This window comes from Spirillospora sp. CA-142024 (assembly GCF_050942325.1).
GTDB lineage: Bacteria > Actinomycetota > Actinomycetes > Streptosporangiales > Streptosporangiaceae > Spirillospora.
Genome location: NZ_CP192077.1, coordinates 3409783 through 3433197, shown reverse-complemented (window position 1 = coordinate 3433197; position 23415 = coordinate 3409783). Strand labels below are relative to the sequence as shown.

The 23415-nt window shown below is 72.1% G+C and carries 20 protein-coding genes and 1 tRNA gene; 4 read left to right on the top strand and 17 right to left on the bottom strand.

The genetic code is table 11. The annotated features are described in order from the left end of the window. Window positions 1-57: 57 nt before the first annotated feature. On the bottom strand, window positions 58-660 hold the full coding sequence (locus ACQPZP_RS16630) for an ANTAR domain-containing response regulator (protein WP_433478510.1): 603 nt from the start codon (window positions 658-660) through the stop codon (window positions 58-60). A 102-nt stretch (window positions 661-762) separates the two neighbouring features. Here ACQPZP_RS16630 and ACQPZP_RS16625 point away from each other — a divergent pair. Both ACQPZP_RS16625 and ACQPZP_RS16620 read left to right on the top strand, forming a co-directional pair. Next, a tRNA-Leu gene (locus ACQPZP_RS16625) sits at window positions 763-837 on the top strand. Window positions 838-1200: 363 nt separating this feature from the next. Next, complete coding sequence (locus ACQPZP_RS16620) at window positions 1201-1725, top strand: hypothetical protein (protein ID WP_433478509.1); 525 nt, start codon at window positions 1201-1203, stop codon at window positions 1723-1725. Window positions 1726-1865: 140 nt separating this feature from the next. Here ACQPZP_RS16620 and pyk read toward each other — a convergent pair whose 3' ends face one another. Together pyk and ACQPZP_RS16610 are read right to left on the bottom strand one after the other, a co-directional pair. Then, window positions 1866-3296, bottom strand: coding sequence for a pyruvate kinase (pyk, locus tag ACQPZP_RS16615; protein WP_433478508.1), 1431 nt, complete (start codon window positions 3294-3296; stop codon window positions 1866-1868). A gap of 107 nt (window positions 3297-3403) precedes the next feature. Further along, complete coding sequence (locus ACQPZP_RS16610) at window positions 3404-3961, bottom strand: type 1 glutamine amidotransferase domain-containing protein (RefSeq protein WP_433478507.1); 558 nt, start codon at window positions 3959-3961, stop codon at window positions 3404-3406. 65 nt (window positions 3962-4026) lie between these two features. Here ACQPZP_RS16610 and ACQPZP_RS16605 point away from each other — a divergent pair, with 65 nt between their 5' ends. After that, window positions 4027-4710 (top strand): helix-turn-helix domain-containing protein, encoded by a 684-nt coding sequence (locus ACQPZP_RS16605; protein ID WP_433478506.1) that lies wholly within the window; start codon window positions 4027-4029, stop codon window positions 4708-4710. Here ACQPZP_RS16605 and ACQPZP_RS16600 read toward each other — a convergent pair. Then, window positions 4707-5567, bottom strand: a complete 861-nt coding sequence (locus ACQPZP_RS16600) for a hypothetical protein (RefSeq protein ID WP_433478505.1) — start codon at window positions 5565-5567, stop codon at window positions 4707-4709. The two genes, ACQPZP_RS16605 and ACQPZP_RS16600, sit on opposite strands and share 4 nt — an antisense overlap. A 279-nt stretch (window positions 5568-5846) precedes the next feature. On the opposite strand from ACQPZP_RS16600, the gene ACQPZP_RS16595 reads away from it, so the two are divergent. Further along, window positions 5847-7274 carry a pyridoxal phosphate-dependent decarboxylase family protein gene (locus ACQPZP_RS16595; RefSeq protein ID WP_433478504.1) on the top strand — a complete coding sequence of 476 codons (1428 nt, stop codon included), beginning with the start codon at window positions 5847-5849 and terminating at the stop codon, window positions 7272-7274. Between the two features lie 6 nt (window positions 7275-7280). On the opposite strand, the gene ACQPZP_RS16590 is transcribed toward ACQPZP_RS16595, so the two are convergent. The 13 genes from ACQPZP_RS16590 to trpB form a co-directional block, all read right to left on the bottom strand. After that, window positions 7281-7733, bottom strand: coding sequence for a VOC family protein (locus ACQPZP_RS16590; protein ID WP_433478503.1), 453 nt, complete (start codon window positions 7731-7733; stop codon window positions 7281-7283). A gap of 39 nt (window positions 7734-7772) precedes the next feature. Further along, entirely contained in the window at window positions 7773-8246 is a 474-nt protein-coding gene (locus ACQPZP_RS16585) for a helix-turn-helix transcriptional regulator (protein WP_433478502.1), read from the bottom strand. Window positions 8247-8335: 89 nt separating this feature from the next. Beyond that, on the bottom strand, window positions 8336-9799 hold the full coding sequence (locus tag ACQPZP_RS16580) for a glutamate synthase subunit beta (protein WP_433478501.1): 1464 nt from the start codon (window positions 9797-9799) through the stop codon (window positions 8336-8338). A gap of 16 nt (window positions 9800-9815) precedes the next feature. Next, window positions 9816-14387 carry a glutamate synthase large subunit gene (gene gltB, locus ACQPZP_RS16575; RefSeq protein WP_433478500.1) on the bottom strand — a complete coding sequence of 1524 codons (4572 nt, stop codon included), beginning with the start codon at window positions 14385-14387 and terminating at the stop codon, window positions 9816-9818. 283 nt (window positions 14388-14670) lie between these two features. Next, window positions 14671-15786 (bottom strand): hypothetical protein, encoded by a 1116-nt coding sequence (locus ACQPZP_RS16570; RefSeq protein WP_433478499.1) that lies wholly within the window; start codon window positions 15784-15786, stop codon window positions 14671-14673. Between the two features lie 33 nt (window positions 15787-15819). Then, entirely contained in the window at window positions 15820-16611 is a 792-nt protein-coding gene (locus ACQPZP_RS16565) for a hypothetical protein (protein ID WP_433478498.1), read from the bottom strand. A 69-nt stretch (window positions 16612-16680) separates the two neighbouring features. Beyond that, window positions 16681-17418, bottom strand: coding sequence for a VIT1/CCC1 transporter family protein (locus tag ACQPZP_RS16560; RefSeq protein ID WP_433478497.1), 738 nt, complete (start codon window positions 17416-17418; stop codon window positions 16681-16683). Between the two features lie 12 nt (window positions 17419-17430). After that, window positions 17431-18831, bottom strand: a complete 1401-nt coding sequence (lgt, locus tag ACQPZP_RS16555; protein ID WP_433478496.1) for a prolipoprotein diacylglyceryl transferase — start codon at window positions 18829-18831, stop codon at window positions 17431-17433. Between the two features lie 46 nt (window positions 18832-18877). Next, window positions 18878-19735, bottom strand: a complete 858-nt coding sequence (locus ACQPZP_RS16550; protein WP_433478495.1) for a DsbA family protein — start codon at window positions 19733-19735, stop codon at window positions 18878-18880. 131 nt (window positions 19736-19866) lie between these two features. After that, window positions 19867-20643 (bottom strand): DsbA family protein, encoded by a 777-nt coding sequence (locus ACQPZP_RS16545; protein WP_433478494.1) that lies wholly within the window; start codon window positions 20641-20643, stop codon window positions 19867-19869. A gap of 58 nt (window positions 20644-20701) precedes the next feature. Continuing rightward, window positions 20702-21193, bottom strand: a complete 492-nt coding sequence (locus ACQPZP_RS16540; RefSeq protein ID WP_433478493.1) for a vitamin K epoxide reductase family protein — start codon at window positions 21191-21193, stop codon at window positions 20702-20704. 128 nt (window positions 21194-21321) lie between these two features. After that, window positions 21322-22134 carry a tryptophan synthase subunit alpha gene (gene trpA, locus ACQPZP_RS16535; RefSeq protein ID WP_433478492.1) on the bottom strand — a complete coding sequence of 271 codons (813 nt, stop codon included), beginning with the start codon at window positions 22132-22134 and terminating at the stop codon, window positions 21322-21324. Next, complete coding sequence (trpB, locus tag ACQPZP_RS16530; RefSeq protein ID WP_433478491.1) at window positions 22131-23363, bottom strand: tryptophan synthase subunit beta; 1233 nt, start codon at window positions 23361-23363, stop codon at window positions 22131-22133. Before trpB ends, trpA begins: the two co-directional genes overlap by 4 nt. Window positions 23364-23415 lie beyond the last annotated feature (52 nt).

The following is a 23415-nucleotide window of genomic DNA, read 5'->3' as shown; positions in this document are numbered from 1 at the left end:
CGGTCCGGGACCTGCGCTTTGGACCTTGACAACCCGCGATTTGACGCGCTGAGGAAGTCAGCCCGCGGCCGGCTCGCCTTGCCCGCCGGACGCCCCCGCCACGACCGCCTCGGCGACGGCCCGCATCGTGAGCCGCCGGTCCATGGACGTCTTCTGGATCCACCGGAACGCCTCGGGCTCGGACCACCCGTGGGCCTCCTGCAGCAGCCCCTTCGCCCGGTCGACCACCTTGCGGGTCTCCAGCCGCTCCTGCAGCCCGGCGACCTCCGCCTCCAGCGCCCGCAGCTCGGTGTACCGGCTCACCGCCATCTCGATCGCGGGCGCGAGGTCGGTCTTGGAGAACGGCTTGACGAGGTAGGCCATCGCGCCCGCGTCCGTCGCCCGCTGGACGAGCTCGCGCTGGGAGAACGCGGTGAGGATCACCACCGGCGCGATCCGGTCCGCCGAGATCCGCTCGGCCGCCGAGATCCCGTCCAGCACCGGCATCTTCACGTCGAGGATCACGAGGTCCGGCTTCAGCTCACCGGCGAGCCGCACCGCGGTCTCGCCGTCCCCGGCCTCCCCGACGACCTCGTAACCGTCCTCCTGAAGCATCTCCTTCAGGTCCAGCCGGATCAGGGCCTCGTCTTCCGCGATCACAACTCGCCGAGCGCTCTCCACGCCCACGAGCCTACCGAAACCCGCTACCCTGGGCCGAGGCAGGACCTCCCAAGCGTCCCAGCAGGGCACTGCGATCCGAATGTCCAATTTGCTTGGGTAAATGCCCCGGTACCCCAATAGGCATGAGGGAGCGGTCTCAAACACCGTACAGTGTGGGTTCGAGTCCCACCCGGGGCACTCTTGTACAACCTCCACCCATCGGCCTCGCGCCGAACGGCTCCGCTTTGCATTACTGACGGCGACTCAGCAGAAACTGTCAGTGGCGGATGCGAGAGTGCGGGCATGTATGACATGACGGTACGTCATCGAGCCCTTACTCTCTTGCAACAGGGCCTCACCATCAGCGAGGTAAGCCGCCGGACCGGCGCTTCGCGCTCCGTAATCCGTGAATGGCACCTGCGAACAGAGCAGGGGCGGGACCTCTACGCCAAGCCCCACCAAGACTGCCCACGCTGTTCGGCAGTACCGGTGGCGCCGGAGCCGAAGAATTCCTACGCCTACCTCCTAGGCCTCTACTTAGGCGATGGCTGTATCAGCCCCGTGAGCGACCCCGCCAAGAAGGTGTGGGCCCTCAGGATCGCCTGTGCCAACGCCTGGCCGGGGCTCATCGAGCAGTGCAAGATGGCGGTCAGTGCCATCCGTCCGGAGAACAAAGTCCGGGTCATCCCGAAGGTCGGGTGTGTCGAGGTCAACAGCCACTCCAAGCACTGGCCCTGCCTCTTCCCCCAGCACGGCCCGGGCAAGAAGCATGAGCGAAAGATCGAGCTGGCCGCGTGGCAGCAGGAGATCGTGGACGAGTTCACCGAGGACTTCATCCGCGGCCTGCTTCACTCCGACGGATGCCGCTTCGTCAATCGAGTGCGGCGGCTACTCAAGGGCGAGGATCGCTGGTACGAGTATCCCCGGTACAACTTCACGAACGTGTCGGTGGACATCCAAAGGTTGTTCACCGCTGCGCTGGACCGGCTCGGGATCCCGTGGGCGCAGATGAACGAGAAGAACATCTCGGTCGCCAAGCGGGAGGCGGTGGCGCGGTTGGACGAGTTCGTGGGGCCGAAGTTCTAGGCGCGAGGTGGACGGTGTCCTGAGCGAACCGGAAATGAGACCGCGTGGTTATCGCCGGTCGGTACACGGGTTCTGCGGGGGTGAAGAGGAGCCGGGCACCGCGCGGGGTGCGGTCGCGCGGTGCCCGGCTGGGGTGATGGTCAGTGGTGGATGGCGATGGCGTCGCCGATGCTGTGCACGCGGAGGGCGTTCGTCGAGCCGGCGGTGCCGGGGGGCGAGCCGGCGACGACGACGACCTTGTCGCCCTTCTGGAACCGGCCGAGTTCGAGGAGCGACTGCTCGACCTGGCGGACCATGGCGTCGGTGTGGTCGACCTGGGGGACGATGAAGGTCTCGACGCCCCAGACGTGCGCGAGGCGGCCGCGGACGGCGGGGACCGAGGTGAAGGCGAGCAGCGGGATCGGCGAGCGGTAGCGGGACAGGCGCCGGGCGGTCTCGCCGGACATGGTGAAGGCGGCGAGGGCCTCCGCGCCGACGATCGCGCCGACCTCGGCGGCGGCGCGGGCGATGGCGCCGCCGACGGTCTCGGGCATCCGCTCCAGGGTGTGGGTGGCCTGGAGGGCGGCCTGCTCGGCGGTCTGCACGATGCGGCTCATCGTGAGGACGGACTCGATGGGGTACTGCCCGACGCTGGTCTCGCCGGAGAGCATGACGGCGTCGGCGCCTTCGAAGACGGCGTTGGCGACGTCGGAGGTCTCGGCGCGGGTGGGGCGGGGCGCGGAGATCATGGATTCGAGCATCTGGGTGGCGACGATGACCGGGCGGGCCTTCTCGCGGCAGAGTTCGATGGCGCGCTTCTGGACGATCGGCACCTGTTCGAGGGGGAGCTCGACGCCGAGGTCGCCGCGGGCGACCATGATGCCGTCGAAGGCCGCGACGATCTCGGGCAGGTGCTCGACGGCCTGCGGCTTCTCGATCTTGGCGATGAGGGGGACGCGGACGCCCTCCTCTTCCATGATCTGGTAGCAGATGTCGGCGTCGGCGGGGGTGCGGACGAAGGAGAGGGCGACGAGGTCGACGCCGAGGCGCAGGGCCCAGCGGAGGTCCGTCTCGTCCTTCTCGGTGAGCGCGGGGACGCTGACGGGGACGCCGGGGAGGTTGAGGCCCTTGTTGTCGGAGACCATGCCGCCGACGGTGACGGTGGTGTGGACGCGGGGGCCGTCGACGGAGGTGACCTTGAGGGCGACGCGGCCGTCGTCGATGAGGACGGTGTCGCCGGGGCCGACGTCGCCGGGGAGGCCCTGGTAGGTGGTGGAGACCTCGCGGCGGGTGCCGGGGACGTCGTCGGTGGTGACGGTGAACTCGTCGCCGAGGGTGAGCCGTACGGGGCCGTCGGGGAAGCGTCCGATGCGGATCTTGGGGCCCTGGAGGTCCGCGAGGATGCCGACGCCGCGTCCGGTGGCCTCGGCGGCGGCTCGGAGGCGGTGGTAGACCTCCTCGTGGACGGCATGCTCGCCGTGGCTCATGTTGAGGCGGGCGACGTCGATGCCGGCTTCGACGAGGGCGTTGATCTGCTCGGTGCTGGAGCAGGCTGGGCCGATGGTGCTGACGATCTTCGCTCGACGGGTCACGTGCACAACCGTACTTAGTTACTTGCCGGTACGGATATTCGTGCAGGATATGGTCGCCGCGGGTTCACCCAGTGGTCTAGGTCAGAGGTCTAGACCACAGGGGCCGGTCACCGCTTGAACGCCTCCACGGCGGCCTGGCAGAACGCCTTGAGATCGTCGGGCTTCCTGCTGCTGACGAGGACGCCGGGGCCGCTCTCGCAGACCTGCACTTCCTCGTCCACCCAGGTCGCACCCGCATTGCGCAGATCGGTCTGGAGGCTCGGCCAGGACGTCAGGGTCCGGCCCCGGACGACGTCGGCCTCGATGAGCGTCCACGGGCCGTGGCAGATCACGGCGACGGGCTTGCCCGCGTCGGAGAACGACCGGACGAACGCGACGGCCTTGGGGTCGGTGCGCAGGAAGTCGGGGTTGGCGACGCCGCCGGGCAGGACCAGGCCGTCGAACTCGGTGTGGTCGGAGACGTCGACGGTGGTGTCGACGGGGAACGTGTCCGCCCTGTCGAGGTGGTCGAACGCCTGCAGGCGGCCGGACTGGGTGGAGACGAGGCGCGGGTTCCCGCCCGCCTGCTCGACGGCCTTCCAGGGTTCGGTCAGTTCGACCTGCTCGGTGCCCTCGGGGGCGCACAGGAAGGCGATGGTCTTACCCTGAAGATCATTGTTCGGCATGAAATCCTCCGTTTCGGCCGATTTCAGAGGCCCCTGCCCGCGACCGCTGGTGGTATGCAGGAAGGGTGAATCCGACCGGCTATCGCGAGTACCGGACGCCGGGGCTGGCGTGCTCCTGGACGGCTGCGCTGCCGCCGGGCGCCGAGCCGTTCGTCCAGCGCGTGGTGCCGGACGGCTGCGTGGACGTGATGTGGTCGGCCGGCGGGATCCTGGTGGCGGGTCCGGACACCGGTCCCATGCCGTCCCTCGTGCGCCCGGGCGACGAGGTCGTCGCGGTGCGGTTCGGGCCGGGGGCGGCGCCGCCGGTGCTGGGCGTCCCGGCGGACGCGATCCGGGACGCGCGCCTGCCGCTGCGGGAACTGTGGGGCGCGGACGCCGACCGGCTAGCGGAGAGCGTGGCGGCGGCGGGCGACCGGCGGCGGGCGCTGGTCGCGGCCGTCCGGGAGCGCGTGCGGCCGGTGGATCCGCTCGTCGCGGCGGTGGTGGCGGGCCTCGGGCGGGGCACGGTGCGGGATGTGGCGGACGGCCTGGGTCTGGGCGAGCGTCAACTGCGGCGGCGGTCGCTGGCGGCGTTCGGGTACGGGCCGAAGACGCTGCAGCGGGTGCTGCGCTTCCAGCGGGCGCTGGGGCTGGCGCGGGCGGGCGAGCCCCTCGCCGCGGTGGCGTACGCGGCGGGCTACGCCGACCAGGCCCATTTCGCGCACGAGGTGCGCGACCTGGCGGGCGAGCCCGTCCGCAACCTGATCTAGGGCTTGAGCCGCCCGTAGGCGCGGAGCGTCCGGAGGCGTTCGACGGTGACGAAGCCCCGCCATTCGGGGCGGGTGATGGGCGTCCAGATGGGGAAGGCGACGTCCCAGCCGCCGTCGTCGTCCTGCGCGTCGATGAGGGCGTCGAGGGCGGCGTCGATGACGTCGTCGTCGAACAGCCGGCGGCCGTGGCCGTCCGGTTCGGGTGCGAAGTCGAGGGGCCCTTGGTGGTCGCTGTGGGCGTGGACCGCGAGGACGTCGCGGACGCGGGTGAAGGCGGCTTCGGCACGGTCGCGGTCGGGGACGTGGTCGAGGAACGTCAGGACCGCGAGGACGTCGTACGCGCCGGGCTCCGCGTCGGGCGCTTCGAGGTATCGCCAGCAGAAGTCGGTGGCGGGGCCGAGCCAGGGGTGGGCGGCGCCGGCCCGGTGGAGCATTCCGGCGAGGGTCGCGGTGGGGTTGATGGTTCCGGTCGGGTCGTCGGGTGCCTGCCACCACGGCCCGTGCGGGGCGTCCCGGACGGTCGGCAGGACGAACGGCACTCCCCCGTCGCCGGTGGTGATCGATGCCAGGTATCCGGCGATGCGCGTGACGGCGGGATCGTCGTCGGCGCCCGCCTCGTGGAGGAACTGCAGGGCGTGCTGGGCGGGGACGGGCTGGCTGGCTTCGCCGCGCAGGTCGGGTTCGAGGGCGTGGCCGTATCCGCCGTCGGGGTTCTCGTAGGCCCTGAGGGCCGCGACGACGGGCGCGGCGGACCCGCCGCGGAAGTGGAGGGCGAACCGGTGCCGGTCGATGAGGCGGCCGTTGTGACGCATGAACTCGGCGGCGCGGGCGAGCCCGGTCTCGTGCAGGACGTTCATGGCTCCGACGTTAGGGCGGCGGCCGCGGACGGGTCTTGTAGGAATCGGACGCGGTGGGCCCGGCCACCCCAGCGGTGGGTGGCCGGGCCCCTGATGTCCCGCGTTCGCGGGGTGCGGGAGCGGGCGGTTCACGGCGGGCGTGCCAGGACCGCGAGCGTGCGGCGCCCGCGCGGTGAACCCTGGCGGGAACGTAGCCGACCAGTGCGAAGACCACAAGAGGGGCGTTTCACACCGGACCGGGGCGTTCCCCGTGGGTCGGGTCTGTGGTCTTCTTGCGCCATGGGTGATCCGCTCGACGAACGTGACATCGCAGGTGCCCCGCTCGCAGTGGTGGCGGGGGCGGCCGGGCCCTATCTGGCGAGCCTGCGGGACCGTCCCGTGCACGACCGAACGAAGGACGCGCTTCTGGACGAACTCGACGGTCCGTTGCCGGTCCGGGGCGACGGGGCCGTGGCGGCGGTCGAGCGGCTGGTGCGGATCGGCACGGAGGCGGCGACGCATTCGTCCGGGCCGCGGTTCTTCCACTTCGTGGTGGGCGGGTCGACGCCGGCGGCGATGGCGGGCGACTGGGCGGCGTCGCTGCTGGACCAGGCGGCCGGCCTGTGGCTGACGTCGCCGCTGGCGGCGCGGGCCGAGACGGCGGTACTGCGGTGGCTGAAGGAGCTGTTCGGGCTGCCGGCGTCGTCCGGCGGCGTGCTGACGCCGAGTGCGACGCTCGCGCACGTGACGGGTCTGGCGTGCGCGCGGCAGTGGTGGGCGGGCGAGCACGGGGTGGACGCGGCGTCGCAGGGGCTCGCGGGCCTGCCGGCGATGCCGGTGTTCAGCAGCGGGCTGGTGCACGTCAGCACCAGAAAGGCGCTGCAGATCCTGGGCTGCGGCCGGGACGCGCTGAGGACGTTCGCGCGGGACGACGCGGGCCGCGTCGATCTCGCGGCGATGGACGCGGCGCTCGCCGAGGCGGACGGCAGGGCGGTGGTCGTGGCGAACCTCGGCGAGGTGAACACGGGCGACTCCGACCCGGTCGCCGATCTGGCGGACCTTGCGGAGCGGCACGGCGCGTGGCTCCACGTCGACGGCGCCTTCGGCCTGTTCGCCGCGCTCAGCCCCCGGACCGCGCATCTCGCGCGGGGCGTGGAGCGGGCCGACTCGGTGACGGCGGACGGGCACAAGTGGCTGAACGTGCCCTACGAGAGCGGGTTCTCGTTCGTCCGCGACCCCGGCGCGCTGGGCCGCGCGTTCGGGGCGTGGGGGGCGGCCTATCTGCCGGACGCCGACGATGAGCGCGTCAACTACAACATGCTGGGGCCGGAGTCGTCGCGGCGGGCGCGGGCCTTGCCGATCTGGGCGACGCTGCGGGCGTACGGGCGGGACGGCCACCGGGAGATGGTGGAGCGCCACCTCGACGTAGCCGCGCACCTGGGCGGGCTCGTCGAGGCGGCACCGGATCTGGAGCTGCTGGCACCGGTCCAGCTGTGCATCGTGTGCTTCCGCTACCGGCCGGACGGCGTCCCCGAGGAGCGGTTGGACGCCCTCAACGCGCGCCTGGGCGAGGCGCTCCTCGCGGACGGCCGCGTCTACGCGGGCACCAGCACCTACCGCGGGATGACGGTGTTCCGCCCCGCGCCGCTCAACTGGCGGACGACTAAGTCCGACGTGGAGCGTCTCGTCGACGTTCTCCGTGAGCTCGGCGCCCGCCTCACGGCCTGAGCGTCCTCAGCTCGTGCAGTCGCCCCAGGAAGCGGTCTCGTCGAGCTTCTCGAAGGGCTGGGTGAGGCTGTACCAGCACCCGGAGTCGTCGCGGAAGACGGCCTCGATGCCGTAGGGGCGCCTCTCCGGCTTGTGGACGAACTCGACGCCCTTCGCCGACAGCCGCTCGTAGTCCGCCTGGCAGTCGTCGGTGTTGAAGGCGCCGGCGCCGAGGACGCCCTTGGCGATGAGAGCCTTCATCTGCACGGCGGAGTCGGGGTCCATGGTGGGCGGGCCGGGCACCATCAGGGCGAGGCTGAGCTCGGGCTGGTCCTTGGCGCCGACGGTGACCCAGCGCATTCCGCCCTCGCCGAGCGTCATGTCGTCCCGGACCTCCAGGCCGAGCTTCTCGGTGAAGAACGCCTTGGCCGCGTCCTGGTCCAGGACCCAGACGGTGGCCAGCCCCAGGTTGGTGATCATGCCGGTGTCTCCTTCGTGAACAGGGATGATGGGTTCACGCTAGGGCGCGGGCGGCGGCGCGGCCTTCTCGATAATTGCCGAGTCCCCGACTGCTCGGTCCCCGCGGAAGCCGCCCGCCCAGAACAGCACGAAGCAGCCGGGGATCGAGGACGGCTCGCCGGCGCGGGCGTGCCTGCGGAACTCGGTGGGCGTCATCCCGGTCTGCCGCTTGAAGCGTGTGCAGAAGGTGCCGAGGCTGGTGAAGCCGACCAGCACGCAGATCTCGGTGACGGTCAGGTTGGCGGTCCGCAGCAGGTCCTGGGCGCGCTCGATGCGGCGGCGGGCGAGGTAGGCGCCGGGCGTCTCGCCGTAGACCTCGCTGAACAGGCGGACGAAGTGGTAGCGCGAGTAGCCGGCGCGGGCGGCGACGGCGGCCACGTCGAGGGGCTCGGCCCAGTCCCGGTCCATGACGTCCCGGGCGAGCCGCATCCGGCGCAGGACGCCGGTGTCCAGAATGGACGGCGCAATACCCATGCCGTCGATGCTGGCACATCCGTCCGACGCCCCTAGGCGGCGCAAGGCCCTGGAGGAATTCCTCCAGGGCCTTGTCCCAGCCGTGAGTATCAGGCCATCGGGCGGGCCGTGGGCGGGATCGGGTACGGCAGGTCCGTCCGGCCGCCGAGGTAGGCGTCGACTCCGTGCGCGGCGGCGCGGCCCTCGGCGATCGCCCAGACGATCAGGGACTGGCCGCGGCCCATATCGCCCGCGGCGTACACGCCGTCCACCGACGTCTTGTAGTCGCCGTCGCGGACCACGTTGCCGCGCTGGTCGAGGTCGACGCCGAGCTCTTCGAGAAGGCCCTCGCGCTGCGGGCCGAGGAAGCCCATGGCGAGGGTGACCAGCTCGGCCGGGATCTCCCGCTCGGTGCCCTCGATCGGCGCGAACCGGGTCTCCGGTCCGCCGACCTCCACCAGCCGGAGGGCGCGGACGTTGCCGTCCGCGTCGCCGGCGAACTCGGTGGTGGACACGGCGTAGACGCGGTCGCCGCCCATGTCGGCGAGCTCCTCGTGGGCGCTCTCCATCTTGAACAGCATCGGGTACGTCGGCCACGGCTGGGCGTCCGGGCGGGCCTCCGGCGGCCGCGGCATGATCTCCAGCTGGGTGACGGACGCGGCGCCCTGCCGGATCGCGGTGCCGACGCAGTCGGCGCCGGTGTCGCCGCCGCCGATGACGACGACGTGCTTGCCCTCCGCGGAGATCGGCGACTCCTCGTAGTCGCCCTCCTGCGCCTTGTTGGACGGCGGCAGGTACTCCATCGCCTGGTAGACGCCCTTCAGCTCCCGTCCCGGGACGGGCAGGTCGCGCCAGGCGGTGGCGCCGCCCGCGAGGACGACGGCGTCGTGGGACGCGCGCAGGTCCTCGGCGGTGATGTCGACGCCCACGTTCACCGAGGTCTTGAACGCCGTGCCCTCGGCACGCATCTGGGCGAGGCGCCGGTCGAGGTGCCGCTTCTCCATCTTGAACTCGGGGATGCCGTAGCGCAGCAGGCCGCCGATCCGGTCGGCGCGCTCGTACACCGTGACGTCGTGCCCGGCGCGGGTGAGCTGCTGGGCGGCGGCGAGGCCGGCCGGCCCGGAGCCGACCACCGCGACCTTCCTGCCGGTCTTCACGGCGGGCGGCCGCGGGCGCACCCAGCCCTCCGCGAACGCCCGGTCGATGATCTCGACCTCGACCCGCTTGATCGTCACCGGGTCCTGGTTGATGCCGAGGACGCAGGCGCTCTCGCACGGGGCGGGGCACAGCCTCCCGGTGAACTCCGGGAAGTTGTTGGTGGCGTGCAGGCGCTCGACGGCCTCCCGCCAGTCCTGCCGGTGGACGAGGTCGTTCCACTCGGGGATGAGGTTGCCGAGCGGGCAGCCCTGGTGGCAGAACGGGATGCCGCAGTCCATGCAGCGGCTCGCCTGCTTCTCCAGCCGGTCCTTGCCGAAGTCCTCGTAGACCTCGGACCAGCTCCTGATCCGCACGTCGACCGGGCGGCGCTTCGGGAGCTCCCGCCGGACGGTCAGAAAACCCTTCGGGTCGGCCATGTGGGCAGTCCCCCTCTCAGCTCTGCGCCGCGGCCATGACGGCCTCGTCGACGTCGCGTCCCTCGGCCTCGGCCTTGGCCATGGCGTCCAGGACGCGCCGGTAGTCACGCGGCATGATCTTGGTGAAGCGGGCGGCCGCGGCGGCCCAGTCGTCCAGCAGCAGCCGGGCGACCCGCGAGCCGGTCTCGGCCAGGTGCCGCTCGGTCAGCGCCCGCACGAAGTCCACGTCGTCGGCGTCGAGCGGTTCCAGGTCGACCATCTCGCCGTTGACCCGCCCGGGCGCCAGGTCCAGCACGTAGGCGATGCCGCCGGACATGCCCGCCGCGAGGTTGCGCCCGGTCGGGCCGAGGATCAGCGCGCGGCCGCCGGTCATGTACTCGCAGGCGTGGTCGCCGGCGCCCTCGACGACGGCGGTGGCGCCGGAGTTGCGGACGCAGAACCGCTCGCCGACGATCCCGCGGGCGAACAGCTCGCCCGAGGTGGCGCCGTACAGGATGACGTTGCCGCCGATGATCTGCTCCTCGGCCGCGAACCCGGCGTCGGCCGCGGGGCGCAGCATGAGCCGCCCGCCGGACAGGCCCTTGCCGACGTAGTCGTTGGCGTCGCCGACGAGCCGCAGCGTGACGCCGCGCGGCACGAACGCGCCGAACGAGTTGCCCGCCGAGCCGGTGAAGACGACGTCGATCGTGTCGTCGGGCAGGCCCGCGCCGCCCCACTTCTTGGTCACCTCGTGGCCGAGCGTCGTGCCGACCGTGCGGTTGACGTTGCGGATCGGCAGCTCCAGCTTCACCGGGTCGCCGAACGCGATCGCGCCCTCGGCGAGCTGGATCAGCGTGTTGTCCAGGGCCTTCTCCAGCCCGTGGTCCTGCACGGTGACCCGGTGCAGGGCGGCGCCCGCCGCCCGGTCCGGGGTGTGCAGGATCGGGGCCAGGTCGAGGCCGGCGGCCTTCCAGTGCTCGACGGCCTCGCGGGTGTCGATCATCTCGACGTGCCCGATCGCCTCGTCCAGGGAGCGGAACCCGAGGGCCGCCAGGTACTCGCGGACCTCCTCGGCGACGAACTCGAAGAAGTTCACGACGAACTCCGGCTTGCCGGAGAACCGCTCCCGCAGGACGGGGTTCTGGGTGGCGACGCCGACCGGGCAGGTGTCCAGGTGGCAGACCCGCATCATGATGCAGCCCGACACCACCAGCGGCGCGGTCGCGAAGCCGTACTCCTCGGCGCCGAGGAGCGCGGCGACGACGACGTCGCGGCCGGTCTTCATCTGCCCGTCGGTCTGCACGACGATGCGGTCGCGCAGCCCGTTCAGCAGCAGCGTCTGCTGGGTCTCGGCGAGGCCGAGCTCCCAGGGCGCGCCGGCGTGCTTCAGCGACGTCAGCGGGGACGCGCCGGTGCCGCCGTCGTGCCCGGAGATCAGCACCACGTCGGCGTGCGCCTTGGACACCCCGGCCGCGACCGTCCCGACCCCGACCTCGGCGACGAGCTTGACGTGCACCCGCGCCGCCGGGTTGGCGTTCTTCAGGTCGTGGATGAGCTGCGCCAGGTCCTCGATCGAGTAGATGTCGTGGTGCGGCGGCGGCGAGATGAGGCCGACGCCCGGGGTGGAGTGCCGGGTCTTGGCGATCCACGGGTAGACCTTGTGGCCGGGCAGCTGGCCGCCCTCGCCGGGCTTGGCGCCCTGCGCCATCTTGATCTGGATGTCGTCGGAGTTGGTGAGGTACTCCGAGGTCACGCCGAACCGGCCGGACGCGACCTGCTTGATCGCGCTGCGCCGCAGGTCGCCGTTCTCGTCCGGGGTGAACCGCGCCGGGTCCTCGCCGCCCTCGCCGGTGTTGGACTTGCCGCCGAGCCGGTTCATCGCGATCGCGAGGGTCTCGTGCGCCTCGGCCGAGATGGAGCCGTAGGACATCGCGCCGGTGGAGAACCGCTTGACGATCTCCGACACGGGCTCGACCTCGTCGATCGGCACCGGTTCCCGGTCGCCCTCCTTGAGCTTGAACAGCCCGCGGAGGGTCATCAGCCGCTCGGCCTGCGAGTCGACCTTGGCGGTGTACTCCTTGAAGATCTCGTAGCGGCGGGTGCGGGTGGCGTGCTGCAGCTTGAACACCGTGTCCGGGTTGAACAGGTGCGGCTCGCCCTCGCGGCGCCACTGGTACTCGCCGCCGACCTCCAGGGTCCGGTGCGCGAGGTCGTTGCCGCCCGGCGGGTAGGCGCGGGAGTGCCGCTGCGCGACCTCGCGGGCCAGCACGTCGAAGCCGACGCCGCCGAGCCGGGACGTGGTGCCGGTGAAGCAGCGGCCGACGACGTCCGCGCCGAGCCCGATCGCCTCGAAGATCTGCGCGCCGGTGTAGGACGCGACCGTGGACACGCCCATCTTCGACATGACCTTCAGGACGCCCTTGCCGTACGCCTTCACGAGGTTCCGGACGGCCTTGGCCGGATCGAGGCCCTCGATGACGCCGCCGCGGACGAGGTCCTCGACGGTCTCGATGGCCAGGTACGGGTTGATCGCGGACGCGCCGTACCCGATGAGCAGCGCCATGTGGTGGCACTCGCGGGCCTCGCCCGTCTCGATCACCAGGCCGACCCGGGTGCGGGTCTTCTCCCGGATCAGGTGGTGGTGGACGGCGCCGGTCAGCAGCAGCGACGGGATCGCGGCGCGGGCCGAGTCGGCGCCGCGGTCGGACAGCACGATGATCCGCGCGCCCGCCTCGATCGCCCGGCCGACCTCGGAGTTGATCTCCTCCAGGCGGTCCTGCAGGGCCTGCCCGCCGCCGGCGACCTCGTAGAGGCCGTGCACGACATGGGCGTGCAGGTGCGGCAGCGATCCCTCGTCGTCGATGTGGATGATCTTGGAGAGTTCGTCGTTGTCCAGGATCGGGGTGGGCAGGACGAGCCGCCGGCACGAGTCCGGTCCCGGCTCCAGCAGGTTGCCCTCCGGGCCGAGCGTGGACTGCAGCGAGGTGACGAGCTCCTCGCGGATCGCGTCCAGCGGCGGGTTCGTGACCTGCGCGAACAGCTGCTTGAAGTAGTCGAACAGCAGCCGCGGGCGCTCCGACAGCACCGCGATCGGGGTGTCGGTGCCCATCGACCCGATCGGCTCCGCGCCCGTCCGCGCCATCGGCGTCAGGATGATCCGCTGCTCTTCGAGGGTGTAGCCGAACGTCTGCTGCCGCCTGACGAGCGTCTCGCGGGTCGGGATCTCCCGCTCGCGCTGCGGCAGCTCCTCGAACCGGACCAGGCCCTCGTGCAGCCACTGCCCGTACGGGTGCTCGGCGGCGAGCTCGGCCTTGACCTCGTCGTCCTCGACGATCCGCCCGGCGGCGGTGTCGACGAGGAAGATCTTGCCGGGCTGCAGCCGGCCCTTGCGCACCACCTTGGCGGCGGGGATGTCCAGCACGCCCGCCTCGCTGGCCAGCACGACCAGGCCGTCGTCGGTCACCCAGTACCGGCCGGGACGCAGCCCGTTGCGGTCCAGGACGGCGCCGACGACGGTGCCGTCGGTGAAGCTGACGCTGGCGGGGCCGTCCCACGCCTCCATCAGCGTGGAGTGGAACTCGTAGAAGGCCCGGCGGCCCGGGTCCATCTCGGTGTGGTTCTCCCACGCCTCCGGGATCATCATCAGCACCGCGTGCGGCAGCGACCGGCCGCCGAGGTGCAGCAGCTCCAGGCACTCGTCGAACGAGGCCGTGTCGCTGGCCTCGATGTCGATCACCGGGTACGTCCGGGACAGGTCGCCCGGGATCAGGTCGGACTTCAGCAGCGCCTCGCGGGCCCGCATCCAGTTCCGGTTGCCCTTGACGGTGTTGATCTCGCCGTTGTGCGCGATGAACCGGTACGGGTGGGCGAGCTCCCACGCGGGGAACGTGTTGGTCGAGAACCGCGAGTGGACCAGCGCGATCGCGCTGGAGAAGCGGCGGTCCGACAGGTCGGGGAAGAACGGCTCCAGCTGCGGGGTCGTCAGCATCCCCTTGTAGACGATCGTCCGGCTGGACAGGCTCGGGAAGTAGACCTGGACGTCCTGCTCGGCGCGCTCGCGCATGCAGAACACGGCGCGGTCCAGCTCCAGGCCCGTCTTGCCCGCGTGCGGGCCGCCGGCGGCGGGGGCGACGAACAGCTGCGCGAAGTGCGGCATGACCCGGCGGGCGGCCGGGCCGGTGAAGTCGGCGTCGTGCGGAAGCTCGCGCCAGCCGAGGACGGACAGGCCCTCCTCGACGCAGAGGGTCTCGACGTGGGCGGCCACGGCGGCGCGCTCGTCGCCGTCCGCGGGCAGGAACGCGATGCCGGCCGCGTACGCGCCGGCCTCGGGGAGCGGGAAGCCGCAGACCTCGCGGAAGAAGGCGTCCGGGATCTGGACGAGGATGCCGACGCCGTCGCCGTCGTCGGGCTCCGCGCCCACCGCCCCGCGGTGGTCCAGGTTCTTCAGGACGGTCAGGGCGTTCTGGACGATGTCGTGGCTCTTGCGTCCGTGCAGGTCGGCGACCATGCCGACGCCGCAGGCGTCGTGCTCGTTGGCCGGGTCGTACAGGCCCTCCGGCCGGGGACGGCCAGGTACGCGGCCAGCAGGTGTGAGGGCAGCAGCAGCCATCAACCCTCCCGTCGTCGTCGTGTCACTGCTTGATGTCAGTGCAAGCACGGGACGGCGTTGGCCCTGCTGCGGTGAGATGACATTACATCACTGCCGGGATCATGCCCGACTGCACCGGATCGCGAAACTTCATCGTCGCAATCGCCCGTGCGTCATCTCGGATTGGTTTAGACCAGAGTACCGGCTTCGGTCCGGCGCAAAACGTCCCGAACCCGGTGAGGATCATCACCGGGCCAGGAGGTTTACCGTGCGAATCCTCCGCCGACCTGCCGGAAGATCTCCCTCAGTGGGAGGCGCGGGCGGCACGGCCGAGGACCGCCGGGGCCTTCCCGCCCTCGATCAGCAGCGACAGCAGCGTCTCGTCCTTCTCGTCGCCCTTGCCGTCCAGGCGCTGCGCCCACGACACCACCGCGAAATGCCCCATCGCGAGGCCGCGCGCCATCCCGAAGCCGCGGCCGAACCCGTCCAGGGGGGCGGGCGCCTCCAGCGGCCGGACGAAACCCGCGCCGATCGTGGTCTCCAGCTTCGCGACGAACCGGTCCGCGTCCGCCGATCCGGCCAGGTTGAACACCGCGACGGCCAGCGCGTAGCCGTTCCCGGTGTCGGAGTAGATCCCCCGCGCCGCCTGCGTGCAGCCGCCCCTGCCCAGATCCTCGCCCACCGTCGTGCCCCACACGGCGGCGGCGCAGTCGCCGTCCAGCCGCTTCGCGCGCAGCTTCAGCGTCGCCTTCCCGTCCGGGACCGACAGCTTCGCCGCCGACGAGGGGAACGCCTCCCCGGCCGTCAGCGGGTCGGCGTCCGCACTGCGGGAGGCGATCCCGGCGTACGCGGCACTGGACGGCGAACTGGAGTAGGAGGTCGGCGAGACACCCGTCCCGGCGGGCTTGCCGATCTTCGCGTTGGTCGCGCCGGGGGTCTTCGGAGGATCTCCGCCGTCCAGGAGGACCACGGCGCCGAGCCCGAGAAGCACCAGCACGCCCAGGAGCGCCGCCGCGGCGAAGTACGGCTTCGGCCCGGGACCCCCGCGCCGAGCCGCACGGGCCCGGCGTTCCCGTTCGGCGGGACGTCCCGCCGGCCTGCCCGGCCGGCGGCCCCTGCCGCCCTTCTTCGGCCGCTTGCCGCGCGGACCCGGGCGCTGGGGCGGGATGTCGCCGTAGGCGTCCTCGGCGGGCGGCGCGCCGTCCAGGGGCGCCTCCTCATAGGGGGCGTCGTCGTAGGGCGTCACGGGCGGCGGCGGGGCGGGGCGTTCCCTCCGGGGCGCGGGACGGCGCGACTGGCCCGCCCGGCGGGGACCGCCCGCGCGGGCCTGCGCCGACCGGCGCGGGGCGGGCTGGCGGCGGCCCTGGCGGCTCACCGGGGGCCGCCCCCGCCCGCCGCGGCGCTGCTCATCGGAGTCCACGACCACGCGGACGGCCGGGCGGCACCGGCCGGCTCACTGGCCGGACCGCCCGCCGGAGGCCAGCTCAAGGCGCCCGTACAGGAAGTCGGCGGCGTTCTCGATCACCAGGCTCACATCGATCATCTCGTTGAGCGAGGCGGGCTGTGCGCCGCCGGCCCGCTCCACCCACGTGACCACCGCGTAGTGGCCGTAGGTCTTGGAGTAGGCGGCGCTGAACCCGGGCCCGAACGCGGGCACGCCCGGTGCCTTCAGCGGGGTCACCCAGCCGGCGCCGGCCGCCGGGTCCAGGTCGCGGAGGATCTGCTTGACCCCCTCCTCGCTCACCAGGTTGATCACGACGAACTGGCCGACGTACTTCTTGTCGTCGCTCACGTAGGCGGCCCGGACGACCTGGTTGCACTGGTACTTGGCGAGGTCGGCCTGCAGCCGGGAGCCCCACGTCGCGGCCTTGCAGTCCGAGCTCAGCTTGGACGCGGCCAGCGCGAAGGAGTACTTCCCCGACTTGAGGTTCTTGGCGGAGAACGCCTCGCCCTCGGTGATCGCGCGGCCGTCGGCGGACCGGCTCGCGATCTTGGCGAAGCCCTCGCCGAGGTAGTCCGGCGCGTAGGCGGTCGGCGCCGCCTGCTTCGCCGCCGGTTCGTCCTTCCCGCCGGTCAGCATGACCACCGCGACGGCCGCGACGATCACCACGACCAGCGCGGCGGCCGCGGCGAGCAGCAGCTTCGGACTGGGGAGCTTTCGGCCGGGCTTGTCGTCCGGCCAGAAGTCCCGCCCGCGGCCCTTCTGCGCGGCCTCGGCGGAACCTGAGTCACGAGCCTCGATCACAGCCCCGGAGCTTAGCGGTCCGGGTCGCCCCCGCGCGGCCAAAAGGGCGTTTCATCCAGATTCCTTCGGCTACAGCCCGTTGGTACCGATCAGCGCGCCGACGCCGTAGGTGATCGCCGCGGCGGCGGCGCCGAACAGCAGCTGCCGCGTCCCGCCGAACCACCAGGCGCGGGTCGTGACCCGCGACACCAGCGCCCCGGCGATGAACAGCCCGAGGGCCGCGACTCCCGCCGCCGGCCACAGCGAGGTGGCGCCCAGCAGGTACGGCAGCACCGGCAGCAGCGCGCCGACCGCGAACGACAGGAACGACGAGCCCGCCGCCAGCACCGGCGAGGGCAGGTCGCCGGGCGTCACCCCGAGCTCCTCCCTGCTGTGCACCTCCAGGGCCTCGTCGGGGTCGCGGGACAGCTGCCGGGCGACCTCGGCGGCCGTCTCGGGGTCCACGCCGCGGGCCTCGAAGACCTCGGCCAGCTCCCGTTCCTCGGCCGCCGGATGGCGGGCGAGCTCCAGCCGCTCGACCTCGATCTCGGCCTCCGCCAGCTCCGACTGGGAGGCGACCGAGATGTACTCCCCCGCCGCCATCGAGAACGCGCCCGCCGCCAGGCCGGCGAGGCCCGCGAGCAGGACGACCTTCTGGCTCGCCTGGCCGCCCGCGACGCCCGCGATCAGCGCGAAGTTGGAGACCAGCCCGTCCATCGCGCCGAACACCGCGGGCCGCAGCCAGCCCCCGGTGACGTCCCGGTGCCGGTGGTGGTGCTCCGCCGTGGTACCGGGCTTCTCACTGGTCATCTCGCCTGAGTCGGACACCGTCGCCGTTTCCTACTTCCCGTCCTTGACGGGCTCCCCCTTCTCGGTCCGATCGGGGTCGGCGGCACCGTCGTCCCCATTGTCCCCGGCCACGGACGCCCCTCCGGCCTCGGGGGTCTCACCTTCGTCCGCGGCTTCGGCCCCGCTCTCCTCGGCCTCCGGCTCCTCGGCCTCCGGCTCCTCGGCGTCGGCCCGCGGCTCGGCCGCCGCCTCCCCGGCCTCTTCCGGCTCGGCCTCTTCCGGCTCCGGCTCAGCCTCTTCGACCTTCGCCCCAGCCTCCTCGGGCTCCGGCTCTTCGGCCTTCGCCTCAGCCTCTTCAGGCTCCGCCGCGGGCTCTTCCGGCTCCGCCTCGGCCTTCTCGGGCTCGGCGGGATCCTCCTCGGACTCGGCCTCGGGCTCTTCAGGCTCCTCGTCCGGCTGCCCGGGCTCGGCCCCCGGTTCCTCGTCGGCCTGCTCCGCGATCTCGCCGACGGAGCCCGTGGCGCTCTTGGCGTTGTCCGTGGCGCCCGCGTCCTGCGCCTCGGTCTCCTTCGCGACGGAGACGCCGCCGGACGGGGTCTCCGCGGCCGGGCCGCCGACGTTCTCGGGGCCGGTGCGGCCGCGGGCCAGGTACAGGTAGGCGACCGCGCCGACGAAGATGACGATCGACGTCCAGTCGTTCAGCCGCAGGCCGAGGAAGTGGTGCGCGTCGTCGATCCGCAGCGCCTCGATCCAGCCCCGCCCGGCCGTGTAGGCGGCCACGTAGAGCGCGAAGGCGCGGCCGTGCGTGAGCTTGTAGCGGCGGTCCGCCCAGATCACGAGGATCGCGACGCCGACGCACCACAGCGACTCGTACAGGAACGTCGGATGGTAGGTCGCGACGTCGGCGTACTTGGGGTCGAGGGCGGGGCCGCCGTCCAGCATCGGCCGGTGGTTCTCGTCGATCTTCAGCGCCCAGAAGGTGTCCAGCGGACGGCCGTACAGCTCCTGGTTCCAGTAGTTGCCCCAGCGGCCGATCGCCTGCGCTAGCGCGATCCCGGGCGCCACCGCGTCGCCGAGCGCCAGCACCGAGATCCCGCGCCGCCGGCAGCCGATGACCGCGCCGACCGCGCCGAGGGCGACGGCGCCCCAGATGCCGAGCCCGCCCTTCCAGATCTCCAGCGCCCGGACGGGGTCGCCGCCCTCGCCGAAGTAGCGCTGGTAGTCGGTGATCACGTGGTAGAGCCGCCCGCCGACGAGGCCGAACGGAACCGCCCACACGGCCACGTCGATGATCACCCCGGGCGTGCCGCCCTTGGCGGCCCAGCGGCGCTCGCCCAGCCAGACCGCGGCGACGATGCCGAGGATGATCATGATGGCGTAGGCACGCAACGGGATGGGGCCGAGGTGCCAGACGCCCTGCGAGGGACTCGGTATGTAGGCGACCGGGTGCATGAGCGTTGACGTTACCGCCTTCCGGGCACCGTGTGCGCCCCCTGTGTCACCGCGATGAGGCCGTTACACCCGCCGCCCGGCCGAGGGCGGCCTCCGAGGCGCCGTCCGGGGTGCCGCCGGAACGCGTGCCGCCCGGGGCGGGCGTGCCGCCGGCGGCCTTCGCGACGGCCTTCTTCAGGCCGTCCGGGGACCCGAGGACCTCGTCGCGGACCTTCTCGCCGCCCAGCGCCAGGTACGGGGTGGAGTCGACGCCCGCCTTCCCCGCCTGGGCGCTCGCCTGGTCCACCGCCTTGATCTTCTGGTTCCCGTCGACGCAGGCGGCGAAGGACGGGTCGGTGACGCCCAGGTCCCCGGCCCACCTGATCAGGTCCGGCGGGGAGAAGCCCTTCTCGCCCTCGGGAGGCTGCTCGGCGTAGAGCCTGTCGTGGTACTCGACCCAGTGGCCGGCGGGCATGCAGGCGGCGGCGTTCGCGGCCCGCCGCGAGTTGGACATCAGCGGGTCCTGCTGGAACAGCTGGAACGGCCGGTAGACGACCTTCACCCTGCCCTCGGCGGCGAGCTGCTTCATCGTCCCGCCGAGCCGCTTCTCCATCGCCCTGCACGCCGGGCACTGGAAGTCCTCCCAGACGTCGAGGACGGGTGCGGTCACGCCCGGCTGCGCCATCGCGACCGATCCGTCCTGCTGCCGCGTCGCGGGCGCCAGCGCGCCCTTGTAGGAGTCGTCCAGCGGCTTGTTCCCGTCCCCGGAGGTCGCGACGACCACCACCACGACCGCGACGGCCACCACGGCGACGGCGCCGAGGACGACCAGCAGCGCCCGCTGCCGCCGCCGCCGGGCCGCGGCGCGCGCCCGTTCGCCCGCGAGCCGCTTGCGCGCGGACGGCTCCCTGCCCTGCTCGCTCATCGATCCCCCGATCGGCTACTGCGCGTGCACGTGAGCATCTACGAGCGTAGCGGGGAAGGGTCCGCCGGGCGGGCAGAAAGGCCGCGCCGCGCCGTCCCGGGGGGGACGGCGCGGCGCTCAGGGGCCTGTGGTCACTTGCCGGCGGCGGCCGCCGCGTCGATCGTCGCCCGCAGGGCGGCGGGGTTCATGAACTGCGTCTGGTCGAGCTTCTGGCCGTTCAGGAAGACCGTCGGCGTGCCGTCGACGCCGCGGTCCTGCAAGGCGTACTTGGTCATCGCGTCGACCGTGGACTTCTTCTGCCCGTCCCGCACGCACTTCTCGAAGTTCGGGTCGGTGACGCCGACGTTCTTGCCCCACTTGACGAGGTCGTCCGGCGAGAAGCCCTTCGAGCCCTCGGCGGGCTGGAACTTGAAGAGCGCGTCGTGGTAGGAGATCCACTGGGCGGCCGGGACGCACAGCGCCGCCTCGGCCGAGCGCAGCGAGTTGATCTTGACGGGGTCCTTCTGCTGGCCGAACAGGTGGAACGGCCGGTAGACGACCTTGACCTTGCCCTGCTGCGCGAGATCCTCGATGGTCTTGCCGGTGGTGGACTCGAACTGCTTGCAGATCGGGCACTGGAAGTCCTCGAAGATCTCCAGCTCCGGCTTGGTCACCCCGGACTTGGCCATCAGGATGGAGCCGTCGGCCTGCCGGCTGAGCGGGGCGAGCGCGCCCTTGTGCGGCTCGGCGCGGCCGTTCTTGTTCTTCTGGTCGATGACGATGACGGTCGCGACCACGATCACCGCCACCGCCACCACCGACCCGAGGACGATGGCGAGCAGCCGCCGCTGCTTCTCCCGCGCCGCCTGCCGCTTGCGCTCGGCGGCCAGGCGGTCCCTCGCGGACCGCTCTCGTGCGGCCTTGCTCATTGAGTCTCCTATGAATGCGGACCCGCGCCGTCACCGGTGCGGCGCGGTACCGGCGAGATTAGTCGACCTGACCGATCCGCCGGAATTCGTCGATCAGAACGAGGATGAACAGCAGGACGGTGATCACGTGGACGCCGGTGCACCACAGGCAGATCTTGTGCAGGATCGCCAGCTCGACGGTGACGAGGTACACGACGAACAGCACGCCCACCGCGGCGCTCGCCACCCGTCCCCACCGCAGCGGCGGCAGCGTCGACCGCAGCGCCCACGGCGTGATCAGCGCGCCGAACGCCACGAAGAACGCGAGGCCGAGCAGCGGCATCGGGATCCCCGCGAGGGAGGAGTACTCGCTGGTCGTGACGGCGTGGCAGTCGACGGTCCGGGACGCCGAGCACACCAGCGCACCCTCGTCGTAGTGCGTGATCGTCAGATAGACGGAGATCCCGAGCCCGGCGAGCGTCAGCAGCCAGGCCGCGCCCTGGAACCACACGGGCGGCAGCGGCGTCCCGGCCGCCCCGGCCCGGTCCTTCGCCGTCATCTCTTGCGTCATCGTGATCCTTCCGGGACCGCCTCCGCCGGCGAACACACCCTATTGGAGAGCGGAGGCGGCACATGACATGAACTCGGCGGCCGCCGCGAGGAGTTCCCGCGGCGGCGTAAAACGTCCGCGCGAGCCCGTCAGCGTCCGTGGCGGACGCCCGCCGCCAGCTCCTCGGTGAGCGACCGGACGCCGGCCAGCCCGGAGGCGGGGTCGGGGGCGTCCAGCAGGCGGCGGATGAACGCCGAGCCGACGATCACGCCGTCGGCGAACCCGGCGACCTCGGCGGCCTGGGCGCCGGTGCCGACACCGAGGCCGAGGCCGACCGGCAGGTCGGTCCCGGTCTTGTCGAGGACGGCGCGGGTCCGCTCGACCAGCCGCGGGGCGCCGGTGCCGACGGCGGTGCGGGCGCCGGTGACGCCCATCAGGGACGCCGCGTAGACGAAGCCGCGGCACACCCCGGTGATCGTCTCGATGCGCTCGTCGGTGGAGCTGAGCGCGACGAGGAACACCCGGTCGAGGCCGTGCGCGTCGGACGCCTCCAGCCACGCGCCGCCCTCCTCGGGGGTGAGGTCGGGCGTGATCAGCCCGGACCCGCCGGCCGAGGCGAGGTCGCGGGCGAAGGCGTCGGTGCCGTAGTGGTCGACGGGGTTCCAGTACGTCATGACGAGGGTCGGGACGCCGGTGGCGGCGACCGCCTCGACCGTGCGGAAGACGTCCGCGACCCGGACGCCGCCGACGAGCGCCTGGTGGACTGCGTCCTGGATTGTGGGGCCGTCCATCATCGGGTCGGTGTAGGGCAGGCCGATCTCGATGACGTCGCAGCCCGCGTCGACCATGGTCCGCGCCGCGTCGATGGCGCCCTGGTAGGTGGGGAACCCGGCGGGCAGGTAGCCGACGAGCGCCGCGCGCCCGTCGGCCTTGGCCTTGTCGTAGGCGGTCTTGACGGTCACGCGTTCTCTCCCTCGGGCATCAGGCCGAAGAAGGTGGCGGCCGTGTGCATGTCCTTGTCGCCGCGTCCGGACAGGCACACCACGATCGTGGCGTCCGGGCCGAGCTCCTCGCCGACCTTGAGCGCGCCCGCGAGCGCGTGCGCGGACTCGATCGCCGGGATGATCCCCTCGGTGCGGCACAGCAGCGCGAACGCGTCCATGGCCTCGGCGTCGGTGATCTCGCGGTACTCGGCGCGGCCGGTGTCGTGCAGCCACGAGTGCTCGGGGCCGACGCCGGGATAGTCGAGGCCGGCGGAGATCGAGTGGGTTTCGAGGGTCTGGCCGTCGGCGTCCTGCAGCAGGTAGGTGCGCATGCCGTGGATGACGCCGAGCGTACCGCCGACGAGGGTCGCGGCGTGCTTGCCGGTGGCGACGCCGTCGCCGCCCGCCTCGAACCCGTACAGCCGGACGGACTCGTCCGGGACGAAGGCGTGGAAGGTGCCGATCGCGTTGGAGCCGCCGCCGACGCAGGCGACCACGGCGTCCGGGAGGGCGCCGGTCATGTCGAGGCACTGCCGCCGCGCCTCGACGCCGATGATCCGCTGGAAGTCGCGGACCATCATCGGGAACGGGTGCGGGCCCATGGTGGAGCCGATGCAGTAGTGGGTGCCGTCGACGGTCGCGACCCAGTCGCGGAACGCCTCGTTGCAGGCGTCCTTGAGAGTGCGGCTCCCGTTCTTCACCGGGATCACCTCGGCGCCGAGCATCCGCATCCGGGCGACGTTGAGGGCCTGCCGCTCGGTGTCGACCTCGCCCATGTAGACGGTGCAGGTCAGGCCGAGCAGCGCCGCGGCGGTGGCGGTGGCGACGCCGTGCTGCCCGGCGCCGGTCTCGGCGATCACACGGCTCTTGCCCATCCGCCTGGTGAGCAGCGCCTGGCCGAGCACATTGTTGATCTTGTGGGAGCCGGTGTGGTTGAGGTCCTCGCGCTTGAGCAGCACGCGGGCGCCCGCGTGCTCGGAGAAGCGCCTGGCCTCGGTCAGCAGGCTCGGGCGGCCCGCGTAGTTCGCGAGCAGGTCGTCCAGCTCGGCGGTGAAGGCGGGGTCGTTCTTGGCGGTCTCGAACTCGCGGGTGAGCTCGTCCAGCGCCGCCATCAGCGCCTCGGGGGCGAACCGCCCGCCGAAACGGCCGAAGTGGCCCGTGGCGTCGGGCACGGCTCCAGCACCGCGCGCGGCGGTGTCGATGGTCATGGGAAAACGCGTCCTGTCATGGGAGAAGTGGCGATCCGGTCAGTGGGGTCCT

Bases quoted from the DNA above. Each gene is read 5' to 3' on its own strand.
- ACQPZP_RS16610 (WP_433478507.1), bottom strand. From the start codon at position 3,961: ATGCCGAACAATGATCTTCAGGGTAAGACCATCGCCTTCCTGTGCGCC.
- ACQPZP_RS16600 (WP_433478505.1), bottom strand. From the start codon at position 5,567: ATGAACGTCCTGCACGAGACCGGGCTCGCCCGCGCCGCCGAGTTCATG.
- ACQPZP_RS16595 (WP_433478504.1), top strand. From the start codon at position 5,847: ATGGGTGATCCGCTCGACGAACGTGACATCGCAGGTGCCCCGCTCGCA.
- ACQPZP_RS16590 (WP_433478503.1), bottom strand. From the start codon at position 7,733: ATGATCACCAACCTGGGGCTGGCCACCGTCTGGGTCCTGGACCAGGAC.
- ACQPZP_RS16585 (WP_433478502.1), bottom strand. From the start codon at position 8,246: ATGGGTATTGCGCCGTCCATTCTGGACACCGGCGTCCTGCGCCGGATG.
- ACQPZP_RS16580 (WP_433478501.1), bottom strand. From the start codon at position 9,799: ATGGCCGACCCGAAGGGTTTTCTGACCGTCCGGCGGGAGCTCCCGAAG.
- gltB (WP_433478500.1), bottom strand. From the start codon at position 14,387: ATGGCTGCTGCTGCCCTCACACCTGCTGGCCGCGTACCTGGCCGTCCC.
- lgt (WP_433478496.1), bottom strand. From the start codon at position 18,831: ATGCACCCGGTCGCCTACATACCGAGTCCCTCGCAGGGCGTCTGGCAC.
- ACQPZP_RS16550 (WP_433478495.1), bottom strand. From the start codon at position 19,735: ATGAGCGAGCAGGGCAGGGAGCCGTCCGCGCGCAAGCGGCTCGCGGGC.
- ACQPZP_RS16545 (WP_433478494.1), bottom strand. From the start codon at position 20,643: ATGAGCAAGGCCGCACGAGAGCGGTCCGCGAGGGACCGCCTGGCCGCC.
- ACQPZP_RS16540 (WP_433478493.1), bottom strand. From the start codon at position 21,193: ATGACGCAAGAGATGACGGCGAAGGACCGGGCCGGGGCGGCCGGGACG.
- trpB (WP_433478491.1), bottom strand. From the start codon at position 23,363: ATGACCATCGACACCGCCGCGCGCGGTGCTGGAGCCGTGCCCGACGCC.